Here is a 16509-nt window from a genome sequence, read left to right as displayed (position 1 = left end):
TTTGCAGTCTCATCGCAAATAGGGTGGGGTATCGTGCGAAGCACGACCGCCCTCCTCTCCCAGCCCATCCCTCCACACACAACACCCACATTTATTCCAAAGAACCCACCCACGCGTCCCAATCGAGCTATCCTTGTCTCCAGAACCCCGGAACAACCCCGTTGGAGCAAGCCCTTTGCGTCTTCTGCCCGTCCCGCACCTTCTCGTAACCCTCCTCGCCACCTCGCTGCCCGCCCAACAACCCAGCCTCGCTCCCACCCGCGCTACACACGCCATGGTCGTCACCATCCACCACGACGCCTCCGACGCCGGCCTCGCCATCCTCAAGCAAGGCGGCAACGCCGTCGATGCAGCCGTAGCCGTGGGCTTCGCCCTCGCCGTCGTCTTCCCCCAGGCCGGAAACATCGGTGGCGGCGGCTTCATGCTCATCCGCGACCGCTCCGGCAAAACCCACTTCCTCGACTACCGCGAGAAGGCCCCCGCCGCCGCCTCGCGCGACATGTACCTCGACGCCCAGGGCAACGTCATCAAGGGCCTGAGCACCGTCGGCCAAAAGGCCTCCGGAGTCCCCGGCTCCGTAGCCGGCCTCGCCTACGCTCAAAAACACTTCGGCAAACTCACCCTCGCGCAAGACCTCGCACCCGCCATCAGACTCGCCGAAGAAGGCTTCGTCCTCTCCCCCGGAGAGGTAGCCAACCTCCACGCCGCTCGCCTCACCCAGTTCCCCGAGTCCGCCCGCATCTACCAGCGCAACGGCGACTTCTACCAAGCCGGCGAGACCTTCAAACAGCCCGACCTCGCCTCCACCCTCAAGCGCATCGCCGCCAACCCCGACGACTTCTACCGCGGCGCCATGGCAAAACAAATCGCCGACTTCGAGTCCCGATCCGGCGGCCTCATCACCTCCGCCGATCTCGCCGCCTACCAGGTCAAAGACCGCAAGCCCATCACCGGCGACTACCACGGCTACCGCATCATCACCTCACCGCCACCCTCCTCCGGCGGCATCGTCCTCCTCGAATCCCTCAACATCCTCACCGGCTACGACCTGCCCAAAGTCGGCGCAGACCGCTCTCCCGCGCAGGTCAACCTCATCACCGAAGCCTTCCGCCGCGCCTACATGGATCGCGGCGACTACCTCGGCGATCCCGACTTCGCCTCCATGCCCCTCAAACAAATGGCCGACCCTAAATACGCCTCTGCATGGCGCAAGACCATCACCCCCCTCAAGCCCACCGCCTCCGCCGACCTCGTCCGCCCCGCTGGATTCATGCCTCCCGCGCCCAAACTCCCCGAGACCCATGAGTCCACCGAGACCGCCCACTTCTCCGTCGTAGACGCCGACGGCATGGCCGTCTCCAACACCTACACCCTCAACTTCCTCTTCGGCTCCGGAGTCACCGTCGAAGGCCTCGGCTTCCTCCTCAACGACGAGATGGACGACTTCGCCTCCAAGATGGGCGTCCCCAACGGATTCGGCCTCATCCAGGGCCCCGCCAACGCAATCGCACCCGGTAAGCGTCCCCTCTCCGCCATGACCCCCACCATCGTCACCACCAAGGGCCACTGGTACCGCCGCGCCAAACTGCGCTACGTCCTAGGCACCCCCGGCGGCTCCACCATCATCACCACCGTGGCCAACAACATCATCAGCATCGTCGACAACGGACTCGACGTCCAGCAGGCCGCCGACGCACCCCGCTTCCACCACCAGTACCTGCCCGACGAGCTTCAAGTCGAAAAGCGATTCCCCATCAACATCACCGACCAGCTCAAGACCATGGGCTACACCATCAAACGTTCCGGCGAGTTCGACGAGAACAACCCCGGCGTCTGGGGCGACTGCGAACTCATCGCCATCGACCCCAAAACCGGCGAGCTCTTAGGCGGCCACGACTCACGCAGAGACTTCGGCAAGGCCGCTGGCTACTAAGTCACGCTGAACACCACGAGGCTGATCTCCACGCAGCTTTTCTCCGCGGCTGACTGGCAGCATCTCGCTCGCCATCTTCCAGAACGCCTCCACCACCGGCGAGACCCACTTATCCTTATGCCGGATCATCTGCGTATAGACATGCATCCTCTGCGCAGGCCACGCCAGCGCCACCAGACTTCCCCGCATCAGCTCCTCATGCAGCACGAACTCCGGAAGCACCGCGACCCCCATCCGCGCCAGCGCACACTGCTTGATCGCCTCCACACTCGCGAAGTCCAGCGACTTCGTAACCCGAACTCCCTCCGCCACCAGCATCCGCTCGAACAGCGCCCGGTAGCTGCAACTCTGCTCCGTTAACAAAATCTGCTGCTCCACCAGATCGCACGCCTGAATCTGCCTCTTCTTCGCCAACACATGATCGGCGGAGACAGCCGTCACCATCGGCTCCTTCCGCAGCCGCTTCACGATGAAGTTCGCCGCATGCACCGGCTCATCGATCTTCAGCGCCACATCCACTCCCGGCTCCAGCGGACTTCCAGCGATACAAACCTGCGAAGCATGCAGCGAGAGATGCACCGCTGGATACCTGCACTGAAAAGCCCGCAGCAACTTCGGCAGACGATACGTCAACAAGCTCTCCGAAGCGCTCACCGTCAGCGGCCCGGCAGGCTCGCCCTTGCTATGCACCGCCAGCCTGGCCTCCTCCGCCAGCTCCAGCAGCTTATCCGCATAACTCAGCAACTGATGCCCCGCGGCTGTCAGCTCCACCTGCCGTCCCAGCCGGTCGAACAGAGGCACGCCCAGCTCCTCCTCCAACCCATGCACCTGGGCGGTGATACTCGACTGCGCATAGTTCAACAACGCAGCCGCCCGCGTAAAGCTGCGCTCCGCCGCCACCGTCCGAAACGTCTTCATCTGCCGAAGGTCGAGCATCATGCCTCCCATCGAAATTTACGATGCTATCCATCATATCAATTCGCTTGACCCGATAGAGTGGCGCTGCCATCCTTCCATCATGAAGACCGCACACGTCCTTCAACTCCTTCTCTTATCCGCCGTCTGGGGCGTCTCCTTCCTCCTCATCAGCATCGCCGGCGCCAGCTTCCCGCCGCTCTGGGTCGCCCTTCTGCGCTCCACCTTCGGAGCCGCGCTGCTCTGGACCGTCCTCCTCGCCGGCAAACATTCCCTGCCGCCGCGCCGCCTCTTCCCTTGGCTCTTCCTCGTCGCGCTCTTCAACAACGCCATACCCTTCACCTTCTTCGCCTGGGGCGAGCAGACCGTCCCCAGCAGCACCGCCGCCGTCCTCAACGCGACCACGCCCATCTGGGCCATGCTTCTCAGCCTCGTCATCGCGAACGGACGAATCAACAAGTTCATCGTGCTCGGCGTACTACTCGGCTTCTTCGGAGTCCTGCTCGTCGTCTACGGTCACAACACCGATCGCGCCATCGGCATCAGCCACAGCGCCTACCTTCGCGGAGTCGTACTCATCGCCTGCGCTGGCCTCGGCTACGCCATTGCGACCGTCCTCGCCAAGGCCAAACTCAAGGGCCTCGACCCCATCGGCCTCGCCACCACCCAACTCAGCCTCGCGGCCCTCATGGTCCTGCCCGTCGCCCTCACCGGACCACATCCGGTCTCCGTGCGCCTCTCCTCCATCGCCGCCGTCGCCACCTTGGGCATCGTCGGAAGCGGTCTCGCCTACCTCCTCTACTACACCCTCCTGGCCCACATCTCCGCCACCCACCTCACCGCCGTCACCTACCTCCTGCCCATCTGGGGTCTCTTCTGGGGCGCCATCGCCCACGAGTCCATCGGCTGGACCGCCTACGTAGGCGTCGCCATCGTCATCACCGGACTCATCCTCCTCAACCTCCGCTCCTTCCAGGTCGCGCCGTCACCAATCCAGGTCCCACAGGGAGAACAAATCAATCAGAGAATCTGAACGCAAGCCGGAACCCTTGGCCCGACTGGAGTTACAACATGCACCTCGTAAAAATCCAGCAAAACATCTTGTCAAGCCCCTAATCGCGCTAAACCATCCAAATCAATGAGATCGAAATGGCACTTTAGTTATGCTCCACTGCGTAGAATTTAACTAGAAGCATTAAAAAAAGCACGATCTCAATTCGCTCAGTGCGAAGAGAAGCTGTGTGTTCCTTGCCAATCCAATCCGAGCCAAACGGCCCCTCGGAAGTCCCCGCCTAAATCGATTCGAATAAAGACTTTGTCCAAAAAAGGGGGGAGGGGGTCCCCCGCCCGCGCCACCGCCCGGGAGGGGTGCCTTCCACCCGTAATATGGGCGGAAAATGGGCCACACCAAGGGCCTCATAGGGACTGCCTTGCCGCGAAATTCCCGAAGGAAAACCCACAGAGTGGGACAAACCAACTCACTGATTCTAAAAGGCTCTTTACCGTAAACGCAGTCTGTATACGGTAAATTAACTTACTCCAGGCCAGTGAATGGTTTACCAAGGCTGAGTTTTGAATGTGGAATGCACGGTCGTTCTGACCGCAGCTTCCCTCCGGACTGCTCTCTCTGCTCCATCTGTCCATTCAAATTTCGAGGCCACAAATGCAAGGAAAGATCTCCCAGCTTCACCTGACCTCAACTGCCAAGGCATGGACCCTTCTAACCCTCGCGGCGATACTTCTCTTCGCTCACGCCTTCCAACTCAGCGCCCAGCGAATTACTGCCTCCATCCGCGGCACCGTCCGGGACTCCACCACCGCCGTAATTCCCACCGCAACCGTGACCGTGATGAACACCGGCACCCGCGCAACCTCCAGGCTGCAAACCAACGGCTCAGGCCAGTTCGACGTCTCCAATCTGCCTCCAGGGCCGTACAACATCACGGTAGACGCGCCCGGCTTCAAACACCTCGAGAGATCCGGTCTGGTGTTGAACGTAGACCAGACCGCGCAGATCGACCTCGTCATGGAGGTAGGATCGACCACCGAGACCATCCGCGTGGACTCCGCCGAACCGCTCCTCGAGACTCAGACCTCCGATATCGGCCAGGTGATCGGCACCAGGAGCATCGAGAACCTCCCTCTCAACCAGAGGAACACCTTCAGCCTGGTCCTTCTCGCTACCGGAGTCACGGGTACGGTCCGATCCGACTTCAACGGCCTGCAGTTCAACGTCAACGGAGCGAGAGCCGGCAACACCGACGTCCTGCTCGATGGCGTACCGGCCTCGCCCCCGACGGACAACGTCACCGTGCTCAGCATCTTTCCATCCGTCGACGCCACGCAGGAGTTCAAGTTCCAGACCAACAACTACTCCACGCAGTTTGGAAACGCCGCTGGCGGCATCATCAACGTGATCTACAAGTCCGGAACCAACGACCTCCACGGCAGCGTCTACGACTTCCTCCGCAACTCCTACGTGGATGCCAATAACTTCTTCGCCAACCGCTTCGGGTTCAAGCTGCCCAGCTTCAAGCGAAACCAGTTCGGCTTTAGCCTCGGCGGCCCCGTCTATATCCCGAAGCTCTATAACGGACGCGACAAGACCTTCTTCTTCGTCGACTACGAAGGCCTCCGACAGGACACCGCCTCGCAACTGACGACAACCGTCCCAACCCTCGCCGAGCGCGGAGGAGACTTCTCCGCCCTCGCCACCAGCACCGGAGCCAAGATCGTGATCTACGATCCGGCGACGACCGTAAAAACAGTCTCCGCGAACGGCTCCACCAGCTTCTCCAGATCGCCATTCCCTGGAAACTTCATCAATCCGTCGCGGTTCGATCCGGTCGGAGCCAACATCCTGAAGTACTATCCGCTGCCCAACACTCCCGGAACCTTCGGGAGAAACAACTACATCGTCAACGCCTCATCTCCCTACATCATCGACCAGTACGACATCAAGGTGGATGAGATCATCTCCGACCGCCATCGCGTGTCGTTCCGCTTCTCTAAGAGAAATCCCACCACAGGCTACGCACATCAGTTCCCCAGCGCGATTCAGGTCGCGCAAAACGCAACCACTGGATCTCAACCGGCGATCGGAGCAGGTCTGGACTATACCTTCGCCAAGAGCTCGACGTACATCTTCGAGCTAAGAGCCGGAGTAAGTCACGTCAACTACAACGTCGCCACCGCCGGCGACGGATTCGACCCCGCAACGCTGGGCTTCCCCTCCTATCTGGGAGAAGCGGCCGTCCAAAGCTCCGCAACCGCACTTACCTTTCCCGGAATCGCTCCAGCCGGATATCTCGCAATCGGCTCCGGCGGCCAGCAAGGCAAAGGAAATAACGGATACCTGCAAGACTCGCTGCTGATCAACAACACCAAGATGTTGAATCGCCACACACTCAACTTCGGAGGCGAATTTAGAATCCTGGCCAACAACGCCAACGGCGACGGAGGAGCAACTGGCAGCTTTACCTTCGGAACCACCTTGACCCAGGGTCCCAACGCACTGACAGCCTCACCTACAGCGGGAGACGGATTCGCCTCCCTCCTGCTCGGATTGGGAACGTCAGGTAGCGTGGTCCATTACTTCAAGATCGTCAACAGCATCAGCCACTACGCTGCAGCCTACCTCCAGGATGACTGGAGAGTAACCGACAAGCTGACCCTCAACCTCGGTCTGCGCTACGATCTCTTCCGTCCCCGGACAGAGCGCCACAACCAGACCACCTTCCTGGACCTCAACGTCCCCTCCCCCCTCGCCGCAACGACCGGACTCCCCGGTCTGAAGGGCGGTCTCCAGTACGCAGGAGTGAACGGCAACCCCAGGAACGTAACCGACCCGAACTACAAAAACTTCTCTCCTCGCGTCGGATTCGCGTACCACCCATTTCGCCCCTTCGTCCTGCGCGCCGCTTACGGCATCTTCTTCGCCGACAGCCCGAACCAAGCCGCAGCAACTGTTCAGAACACTGGCTATCGCGCCACCACCTCGTACTTTGGAACCCTCGATGGAGCAACACCCAATAACTACCTCTCCAATCCCTTTCCCGGAGGAGCCTTCGTCGCGCAGACTGGAAATACATTCGGCCTCCTTACAGGAACAGGCGGATCAATCGTGGCAGGCTTGCGCAGACAGCCTTCGCCCTACTCGGAGAACTACCAACTCGGAGTCGAATACCAACTGCCATCAGACTGGTTGGTCGGTGTGACATACGTTGGAAGCCGTGGTCTGCAACTGCCCTTTAGCCCAAGCTACAATCAGCTTCCGGATTCGGCGCTGGCTCTCGGAGGAAAGTTGCTGGAGACCGTCTCCAACCCCTTCCAAGGGAAGGTTCAGATCTCGGGACCACTCTCCGGAGCTACCGTTCAGAGACGATACCTGCTCGCACCGTTTCCCCAATTCACGACTGTCAACGGCTATCAGGACGTTGGAGCGATCTCCCGCTACGATTCGGTACAGATACGTGTCGAGCGGCGTTTCAGCAAGAATGCAACGCTGCTTCTCTCGTACACCGGAAGTAAGTCGCTCGACGACTACTCCATCAGTAACTCCAACTACGGGAACAACGGAACCTATCAGGACGCCAGCATCCCTCTCGTACAGGACTCCTACTCTCTTTCGAGCTTCGATATCTCTCGAAACTTAGTGATCAGTGGAGTCTACAACTTGCCCTTTGGCCGTGGTCAGCAGTTCGGCTCCCACTGGAATCGTCTTGTGGATACCCTCTTCGGAGGATATGGAATCAATGGAATCTTCTCCGCGCATAATGGCACGCCGCTCGCCTTCTCGGCCAACAACGTCGCCAATATCTTCAACCCAGGAGAGCGTCCCAACAGCAACGGCCAGAATGCATCGATCGGCGGAAGAGTCGAGGATCGGCTAAGCAAGTACTTCAACACCGCGACCTTCTCGCAACCGGCCACTTATACCTTCGGAAATATGTCCCGTACGTCGGGCTACCTTCGCAATCCTGGTCTGCGAAATCTTGACGTCTCAGTCAGCAAGGAGTTTTTCGAGGCAGAGAGAGTCAAAGCAGTATTAAAGGTCGAAGCATTCAACGCCTTCAATACACCCGCCTTCTCAGGGCCAGTCACAAACGTCGCAGATCCCAACTTTGGCGTGGTCTCAGCGCAGTCCAACTCCCCACGCCAGCTTCAGGTCGGACTCAAAATTCTATTTTGAGTCCGAGTCCTGGAGTCAATAGCGAAAGAAACCGCAGGAGAATCGCACAGATCGTCTATGGACTCACGAACCCAATCCGCGGAGAAATTACCTCGACTTTACTGGGTGCACCGCCGACGGAGTGAACGCGAAGAAAGATTTCGATCGATTGTGCTTTATTCCATTGGTCATTGATTGCATGCAGCAGTGGTGCAGATAAAGTGCCATTCAAAATCAGATGAGCAGCCGCCTCGTTCGAGTCCATCACCGATCCATTAAGGAGAAGAACATATCCTGTCTTCGTGAGATTCGGAATCAGTGCAATGTCGACATAGCTGAGATAGTCCCCATGGGGCTCCTGCTGGTTGGCATACTCTCTCTGCTCCCCAGGCTTCGGATTCTTGTTCACAAAATGAAACATATGCGTCGCTTTATCTTCTTCGAGGGCAAAGTTCAGTTGCGGCTCAAAGAGAGAGGTCCAGGGATTTCCTCTTCGGCTTCCAATGACGATGAAGTTCCCTTTCTCGAAGTCCCGAACGCTCATATAGCGTGCGTAACGCAGCGTAGCCGAAACTCCCAACTGCTGAGCCAACTCCTCGCACTGCCAGGTAATGGTCAGATCCCCGAGGCTCGTATAGCGCCCAGCCGTGGCATTCTCCAGAGCGGCACGTCTCCCATCATCCGGCGACTGGGAGAGGATGCTCGATGGATATTGGCCATCGATATAGTCGCCCACGGAGATATCGGTATGCAGAGTATTTTGCAGCAGGACAAGGCTCGAATCCGTAGCAACGATGGAAAGAGGGACACCCGGAGCAAAGATATGCTGTTCGATAATGTTGCGTGGAAGGACCTTCGTCACCGCGACAGACGGCACAGTTGGACCGAGCCGATAGAAGCCGACCACAGCGCCAACTCCCAGGCAGAACGCCAGCGGCGTCCAGTACCACTGGACCTTGCGAAGGGATGGGAGAGACCATCGCGTCCCTATCTCCGCGGACGGCTGAGGAAACGGCTCGAGCAAGGAGGCCTCGTCAAGATCGGAGTAAGTCGGCGAGGAAAGAGACGCAGCTCGTTTGACCTCCGAAGAGATCAAGACTTGAGTCGTCAGATTGGATTGAGGACTCTCTGGATTCGGTTCGAACCTCAAGATCGATCTGTCGAGCGCCTCCTCACTCTGTCTCGGCACGAAGTGAGGAACATACGCTCCCTTCGGAATGACGAGGAGATAGGCTTCACCTCGGCCATCGGTCGCAAAGTATTGTTCCAACTTCTTGCGGAGATGCCCGGCCTGGACGCGAACGATATTGTCGTCGTTAGGATTAAAGCCTTCCCTACGTCCGAGCACACGGCACGCAATCTCGTGCTCGGGAATCGCGATGCCCTCATCGGAGAGAGCACGGTGAGTGACGTAGATCAGAATCTCTCGGAGTTGAGAGGCCTTGACGAAGTGCCTGCTTCGGACGATACGCTGCACAAGAAGCCATCTCTCGTCGTGCTCGAAGGGATGGCTTGCGATTGGAGGTGCGCTGGATTGGGGTTGCGTGTTGCCTAAAATTTGCACTTAAACACCCTGACTCTAAATACATAGGCTGAATGGACTTGGAGACCGGAAATACTCCGGCTCAGTTCGAGCCGACACTATATAGATGATCCGTTAGAGCTGACAAGCGAACCGCTTGAACCTTTTCGCTCGATCCGACCGATCTTCATTCGGAGAACTAACCGCGGAGGTTCCGAAGTCCGCGACAAAAAAGTGCAAAGCCCTCGAAGGACAGACCTTAGATCGAACCACTGTGTTCGATCAAGCCTGCAGTAAGAATGTCCCAGAGTGGGATGCATCAAACGGGACGGTCAGAAGTAGATTCAGCGTTACCGGTTTCGGAGTTAGCCTCTCAGACGAGCTTCAAGATGCTGTCGGCATTGGAAGCGATCTCAGAGACGATCTTGAGGATCGAGTCGATCTTCGTCATATCACCGATCTTCGCGTTCAGCTTCTCGGTTGCACTCTGGAGGTCGCCGGTCAACCTTTGAAACTCGGCGTCGTCCGCTTGGAGCTCCGCCTTGAGCAACAGTTTATGTTTCTCGTCGAGAAGAGTTCTCGCTTTGTAGAGCCGCTCCCACAGTTCATCCTGGTCGTGCAGACCGTTCATGGACGCATCTAGCCGCCCGATTGCAACCACGATCAGGGCCAACAGATCCTCTGGGCTCACCGGTCTCTCCTTAGGAAGGTCTTCCGACTGCATAGATATCCTCGGCTAGCGGAGTGACCTCGGAAGCGAAAGCCTTGACTGCTCCAATCAGTTGCGCCAGCGACTCTTTCTTCTTCTCTTTCGGCGCCAGAATCACTTCAACGAGTGCGTCGTGCGATCTCTGAAAGGCCTGGATGGCTCGCGACGGATCCGCCTCGTCGATAAGCGCCGTGTCTCTTCGATATCGCTTGATGCGGTCGCTAAGTTCCATTAGGACGGCGGAATTTGCGGATTGCGCACGGCGAGCGACATCGTAATCATGGAAGAGAATGACCCCAGTGGCTCTGAGGGTCAATCTCTGCCGTGCGTAAAGCTCCCTGGATTCTTTGCTCATCAACTCAAAGAGTGCCCGAAGCTGAGGGTCGTTCTTCCTCAGGCTCTCCCTGATCTCCCTCTCGCCTCGACGCTTTTCGACCAACGCAATGACCTCTCCGATAGCACTGACGGCGGAGCCGATGGCGCCGGAGAAGTTCGGAGTGGTGGAACCCTCGGTAGGGTGGGCCAGGGCAGATGCCGCATCCGCCGAGAGAGTCTGCAGGCTGGCACTGGCGTTATTTGCGTCGATCTGAATCTGCGCCGCGGGCTGGCCCGACGCCAAAGTAGCGAGAGCCGTCGTATAGTCCGCGAGCGCTCGAATGGCCGAGATGCGGAGCTTGATCTCATTGGGCGTGAGAATGTCGGAGCCCTGAATGGAGACCGGATCGATAGGCTGCGCGGCAAAGACCTGGCTGTCGATGAAGTGATTCTCTTCGGTGATGTTCGCATTGACCAGAAGCGAGTGAAAGACCCCGGTAAGTCTATCCGAGGACTCTTCGAACTCGGTAACTGTCGCAGCATATCCCTCGGGAACACATCCCGAGAGAGGCGCCAGAGCTGCAATAAGACAAAAGGCCATAGCCAACGAGAGAACTCGCGGGAGGAGCAAAGCCTTCTTCACGTTAGGCGACCTCTCTCTATATATCTTTGGAATGCGATCCAGAATGGGCCGATTGGCTGCGTTTGGCAAGCAGAATATTCGACAAGACCTCATGAAGATCGCTGGCGCAAATCTTCATGAGGTGGTCGGAAGAGAGAGGCGACTGCCCGACTAGTTCTGATCCCTCCGTAGCGGGAATCTCGAACGGAGCTTCGATCTTCTATCGCCCGAGCACCTTCCCCTATACTTAAAGTCAGTATCGGGTTGCCGTCAGTCCGCCGCAACCTTCCGATGAGGAGTTCATGGCCGTATTAATCGATGCGATTGACGTCAAGCGCAAGACTTTGTTTGAGCTTGAAAATACCCCGTATGCCTGCCTGGAAGCAGAGGTAACCTCTCCTACCGCCCGTGGCGCGCAAACCCTGGTGCGTCTCAAGATGCGCAATCTCCTCACCAGCGCGGTCTTTGAGAAGACCTTCAAGGCAAACGACAAGTTCAAGGAGCCGGACCTCCAGATCGTCCCAGCCTCCTATCTCTACAGCGATGGTGACGGCTCTCACTTCCTGGACCAGGAGAGCTACGAGACCCTGACGCTTACCGACAAGATGGTCGGCAACGCTTTGGACTTCCTGATCGAGGGTGCGTTGATCCAGTTGCACAAGTACAACGGCAATCCTATCGGTCTACAGCTTCCGATCTTCGTGGAACTGGACGTCGTCTATGCGGAACCAGGATCGCGCGGCGACTCATCGAGCGGCAGCGGAACAAAGCTAGCCAAGCTCGAGACCGGCCTGGAGATTCGTGTTCCCCTCTTCATCAAAGATGGAGAAAAGGTAAAAGTATCGACGGAGAACCGCGAGTTTGCCGGCCGCGCATAAGTTCATCCCCGGTCGATAGCAGTCTCAAATTGCCGCGAAACGATTCGCATTAATCTGGCGATAACATAGTTTGCGTAAGAAAGAACTATGGCGCAAACAAGGCGAGACTTTTTAAAGGCAGCGGCAATGCTGTCAGGTGCGGCTGGCGTGGCTGGCTTCGTTCCCGACTCCATCAAGCGGGCATACGCAATCGAACCAGCAGCAGGATCGACCTATATGGATGCCGAGCACATCGTCATCCTTATGCAGGAGAACCGCTCCTTCGATCATGCCCTGGGCACTCTGCAAGGTGTTCGCGGATTCGACGATCCACGCGCAATTCGGCTGGCCAACGGGAACTCTGTGTTCGTTCAGACCGATGCCGCTGGCGATTCGTACGCTCCGTGGAGACTGGACATCCGGGACACACGCATCACCTGGATGGGATCTGTCCCTCACTCCCGCAACAGCCAGGTGGATGCCTGGAACGGCGGCCGCCACGACGGATGGCTGGAAGCCAAACGCTCCGGTACGCCTGAATACTCGCATCTGCCGCTCACCATGGGGCACTACACTCGCGAAGATTTGCCGTTCTACTATGAACTGGCGGATGCGTTCACGGTATGCGATCAGAACTACTGCTCCGTAATGACCAGCACCACTCCCAATCGCAGTGTCTTCTGGACTGGAACCGTGCGGGACGAGCAGCGCGCTGACTCCAAAGTCTTCATGCGCAACGACGAGCTTCTGACTGGCGGCATGACCTGGAAGACCTATCCCGAACGGCTGCATGAGGCCGGAGTAAGTTGGAAGTTCTATCAGAATGAGCTGACAAGATCGGGCGGACTAAGCCACGAGGAACAAGCATGGTTGTCGAACTACGGCTGCAACCTGCTCGAGTACTTCGCCGCCTATAACATCGAGGCCTATCCTAGCTGCGTCTCCTGGATGCAGGAGCAGATTGCTTTCCTTACAGCGCAGATTGCAAAACTCGAACACTCCTTGGCGGACCAGAAGGATCAGCACAGCGCAGCACAGATTCGGGCAAGGCTCGCGAACAACCAAAACCGAATCGAAAAGATGAACAAGGCGCTCGAAGACAGCGGTACTCCGCGCTACCAGGCACTTACCCCGGAGCAACGGGCGCTTCACGATGCTGCCTTCATCACCAACACCTCAGATCCACATTACAGATCCCTGGAGTCGCTCTCCTTCGAAGGTGATGGCAAGCAGCAAGAGATGATGGTGCCGAAGGGCGATATTCTGCATCGCTTTCGGAGCGACGTAAACGAAGGGAAGCTCCCAACGGTCTCCTGGTTGAGCGCGCCGGAGAGGTTCTCCGACCATCCGTCGTCACCTTGGTACGGAGCGTGGTACGTCTCCGAGGTGATGGACATCCTGACCAAGAATCCTGAGGTATGGAAGAAGACGATCTTCATTCTGACCTATGACGAAAACGATGGCTACTTCGATCACGCGCCTTCCTTTGTCGCCGCGGATCCGAAGCGGCCGGAGACGGGACGCGCGTCCGATGGTATCGATACGGGACTCGAGTACACCTATGCTGAGGACGAGTTGCAGCAAGGTGTCAACAAGGAGCAGGCGCGCTCCGGACCGATTGGGATGGGTTATCGCGTGCCGATGGTCGTCGCTTCTCCGTGGACTCGTGGTGGCTGGGTGAACTCTCAGCTCTTCGATCACTCTTCGACCTTGATGTTTCTGGAAGACTTTGTGCAGAAGAAGTATGGCAAGAAGGTGCGCGAGGAGAACATCAGTGCGTGGCGTCGATCCATCTCCGGAGATCTCACCTCGTGCTTTCGTCCTCACAATGGGAAGGAAGGAAAGCTCGACTTCCTGAACCGCGACAAGTTTGTCGTTGGGATTCAGAAGGCTCGCTACAAGGAGGTTCCTTCGAACTTCAGGAAGCTGACCTTAGCAGAGATCGAAGAGGTGAATCGGAATCAGCGGCATTCGCCTGCGACAGCGCATCAGGAGAAGGGGATTCGTCCGGCTTGCTCGCTTCCTTATGAGCTCTATGCGGATGCTCGCTTGAGTGCGGATCGCGCCAAGATTGAGTTGCATATGAAGGCTGGGAACGAGGTGCATGGAAAGCGCTCGGCTGGAGCTCCGTTCAACGTGTATCTGCGTCATACGCATGACGCTGCAGGTTTAGTTGTAGCGACTTATGCTGTGAAGGCTGGCGATGCGCTTCGCGAGGAGATTCCTTTGGAGCTGTTTGCGAGTTCTGGTTACTTGATCGATGTTCATGGGCCGAATGGTTTTTATCGTTCTTTTTCGGGAGATTCGGGGGCGGCTGCCTTGCGGGTCGATGCTTTGTACGAGCGGCTGGGGGCGGGGTTGAGTGGGAATGTTGAGGTTCGTCTGCGGAATGATGGGGAGCGGGCGGCTTCGGTGGTGGTGCAGGACAACTCCTATAAGACCGGCGTTGTGACGAAGAAGATTGCTGCGGGACGGGAGGCTTCTGTTGTGCTCAACCTCAAGGGGAGCCATGGCTGGTATGACTTCTCGGTGAAGGTGGAGGGAGCCAAGGGTGAGTCTCGCTTCGCTGGGCGGGTGGAGACGGGGCGGTCCAGCTTCAGCGATCCTCTGATGGGTGGGCTGGTTTAGCGGCCCATCTTAGCTTTGTCTGGCTAAGATGGGCTGTCTGCCTGCGCGCTATCTAGGTGCGGTTTGCTTGCGCCAGGTCCGGATGGTTTCGAGCGTCTGGGCCTGAGTGAGCTTGGCTACAGGTGTGAACTTCTCACCGGCCTTGGCGTTCATCGGACGCACGATGGTCGCTTCTTTTACTCCAGGGCGAATCCGGAGGAAGACGCCGTGGGCAGTCCTCGGTCCCGGAGTGGGTGGAGATTGAGCCATGCGGAGTTCTCCGCTGGGCTTCATGTTGCGCAATGCATAGACGGCGCAGCCGCCGTCCTTCAGTAGCTCTCGAATCAAGTCTTTGACGAGCTCAGCTTGCTTGTCGCTGAAATCGATACCGTGCACGTTCGGCATGTGAAGATGCCTCCCTTCTTACTCCACGCTATAGGGCGGGGCGTAAGTAAGGAGTAAAGGGGGTGGGTGCCCCCCCTTGCCCGCGGATAAACGCAGTCTTTGCACTGAGATACGGGGCACGAGCCGTGCCAAAATATTGCAGACAAAGGGCTTACGTCCAAGTACGTGCAGCGGTTGGAGTTACGGGGATTCGATTGTTTAAAGAGCAAAGCCCCGGATGGCCGGGGCTTTCTTTTTTGTTCGCTGGTTCTATTTTATCAAACGGGCCATAACTAACATGCCACTTTGTTTTATTTCTTATCTTTCGTTGTTTGAAGGACTTAGGGGGTTGGTGGGGAGTTCAGGGGCTTGACAGGATTTTGGATTCTGTCCGGCGGTGTGTCCATTCGGATTCGATCTCTACGGGGCCTAGCTCGCCGTACTGGTGGAAGAAGGCCCGGGGCTAAAGCCCCTTACGACGTGGCTTTTTTCGTAGGGCTAAAGCCCTACGCTTAATCCGAACGACAATAACGAAGGATAGGGCACCCGGGCGTTTTGGGTGGGTTAGTTTTTTGGGGGTTTGCGGGAGGTGGTTAGTTCGCTCCAGTTGAAGTAGAGGTCCGGCAGGACGAGGTAGCAGCAGGAGAGGAAGAGGAGGGTGACGGAGAAGGCTTCGTCGGACATGTTGAAGAAGGCGGGGATGGGGTTGGGGATGCGGGAGAAGATGAAGTTGAGGGTAAAGACGTAGGAGCGGATCATCCACTGGCGGTGGACCTGGATCTGGCGGTTGCGGGCGGCGAGGAAGGCGGCGAGGGTACAGAGGAACCAGAGGGCGGCGGTGGCTCCGTTCGCGAAGAAGAGTAATGGATTGCCGCCGTGTTGCAGGATGAGGGCGGTGGGAGCGGAGATGGCGACGGAGATGACGTAGACGCGGCCCATGATGCGGTGCCGTTTGAAGTGCTGCTGGCGGAAGCGGGTGGAGAAGAGGAAGGGTCCGAGGGCGGTGGCCAGGACTCCGGAGATGATGTGGGGAACGAGGAGGACGACGTCCTTGATGAGCTTGGTGCGGTAGGCGCTGGGCTGGTAGAGGAGGGGTACATCGGTATCGATGAGGACGAAGATTCCGGCGATTCCGAGGAAGGCCCAGATCAGGTTCTTGGCCAGGTTCCGGGAGGCGCCGGGACGCGGGAGAGAGTTGGACATGAATATTCGCGCCTGGGGATGTGTTTGGGGCTTCGTGTTGTAGTGAGTTATATCAGGGTTTTAGGTGCAGCAGCCGGAAGCCTCGGGTGCCTTCTTTAACCGATCAACTGATTGCAACCGATTGGCCATTCCAAAAGGTATTTCGATGGACGTCGAAGTCTTCGGGCTAAGTGAGTCTGCCTCTGAGCGTTAGATGATGGCTGCAAGCTAAAAGAACCTTCGTCTGTGTGTGACGAATGCGCGACTGGAGTTCGACAGTGTCGGGATTTAGA

11 protein-coding genes are annotated in these 16509 nt (G+C 57.9%); 5 read left to right on the top strand and 6 right to left on the bottom strand.

Annotated elements, in window-relative coordinates:
* Positions 1 to 175 precede the first annotated feature (175 nt).
* Positions 176 to 1933: a gamma-glutamyltransferase gene (gene ggt / locus HB393_RS12985; RefSeq protein WP_255551057.1), complete on the top strand. Its 1758-nt coding sequence runs from the start codon at positions 176 to 178 to the stop codon at positions 1931 to 1933.
* Here ggt and HB393_RS12980 read toward each other — a convergent pair.
* On the bottom strand, positions 1898 to 2872 hold the full coding sequence (locus HB393_RS12980; protein ID WP_213805601.1) for a LysR family transcriptional regulator: 975 nt from the start codon (positions 2870 to 2872) through the stop codon (positions 1898 to 1900). The two genes, ggt and HB393_RS12980, sit on opposite strands and share 36 nt — an antisense overlap.
* Between HB393_RS12980 and HB393_RS12975 the strand changes: the two genes are divergently transcribed.
* Both HB393_RS12975 and HB393_RS12970 read left to right on the top strand, forming a co-directional pair.
* The gene (locus HB393_RS12975; protein WP_213805600.1) at positions 2871 to 3881 is read left to right on the top strand and encodes a DMT family transporter; all 1011 of its coding nucleotides are present in this window, start codon (positions 2871 to 2873) and stop codon (positions 3879 to 3881) included. The genes HB393_RS12980 and HB393_RS12975 overlap by 2 nt on opposite strands.
* Positions 3882 to 4511: 630 nt before the next feature.
* A complete protein-coding gene (locus HB393_RS12970) occupies positions 4512 to 8039 on the top strand; it encodes a TonB-dependent receptor (RefSeq protein ID WP_213805599.1) in 3528 nt (1175 codons plus the stop codon).
* A 55-nt stretch (positions 8040 to 8094) separates the two neighbouring features.
* Here HB393_RS12970 and HB393_RS12965 read toward each other — a convergent pair whose 3' ends face one another.
* From HB393_RS12965 to HB393_RS12955, 3 genes are all read right to left on the bottom strand, one after another.
* A complete protein-coding gene (locus tag HB393_RS12965; RefSeq protein WP_213805598.1) occupies positions 8095 to 9495 on the bottom strand; it encodes a hypothetical protein in 1401 nt (466 codons plus the stop codon).
* A 418-nt stretch (positions 9496 to 9913) separates the two neighbouring features.
* Positions 9914 to 10231: a hypothetical protein gene (locus HB393_RS12960; RefSeq protein ID WP_213805597.1), complete on the bottom strand. Its 318-nt coding sequence runs from the start codon at positions 10229 to 10231 to the stop codon at positions 9914 to 9916.
* Between the two features lie 10 nt (positions 10232 to 10241).
* Positions 10242 to 11207, bottom strand: a complete 966-nt coding sequence (locus HB393_RS12955; protein ID WP_213805596.1) for a hypothetical protein — start codon at positions 11205 to 11207, stop codon at positions 10242 to 10244.
* A 281-nt stretch (positions 11208 to 11488) separates the two neighbouring features.
* Here HB393_RS12955 and HB393_RS12950 point away from each other — a divergent pair, with 281 nt between their 5' ends.
* Together HB393_RS12950 and HB393_RS12945 are read left to right on the top strand one after the other, a co-directional pair.
* Positions 11489 to 12064 carry an elongation factor P gene (locus tag HB393_RS12950; RefSeq protein WP_213805595.1) on the top strand — a complete coding sequence of 192 codons (576 nt, stop codon included), beginning with the start codon at positions 11489 to 11491 and terminating at the stop codon, positions 12062 to 12064.
* Between the two features lie 87 nt (positions 12065 to 12151).
* The gene (locus HB393_RS12945) at positions 12152 to 14671 is read left to right on the top strand and encodes a phospholipase C, phosphocholine-specific (protein ID WP_213805594.1); all 2520 of its coding nucleotides are present in this window, start codon (positions 12152 to 12154) and stop codon (positions 14669 to 14671) included.
* A gap of 48 nt (positions 14672 to 14719) precedes the next feature.
* Here HB393_RS12945 and HB393_RS12940 read toward each other — a convergent pair whose 3' ends face one another.
* Positions 14720 to 15055, bottom strand: a complete 336-nt coding sequence (locus HB393_RS12940; RefSeq protein WP_213805593.1) for a CRISPR-associated protein Cas5 — start codon at positions 15053 to 15055, stop codon at positions 14720 to 14722.
* A gap of 543 nt (positions 15056 to 15598) precedes the next feature.
* Positions 15599 to 16237, bottom strand: a complete 639-nt coding sequence (locus HB393_RS12935) for a DUF2306 domain-containing protein (RefSeq protein WP_213805592.1) — start codon at positions 16235 to 16237, stop codon at positions 15599 to 15601.
* Positions 16238 to 16509: the final 272 nt, after the last annotated feature.

Origin of the sequence: Granulicella sp. dw_53, assembly GCF_018449545.1 — a bacterium.
Taxonomy (GTDB): domain Bacteria; phylum Acidobacteriota; class Terriglobia; order Terriglobales; family Acidobacteriaceae; genus Edaphobacter.
Note: the sequence above shows the minus strand (reverse complement) of the source record. Positions and strands in the feature narration are given on the sequence as shown.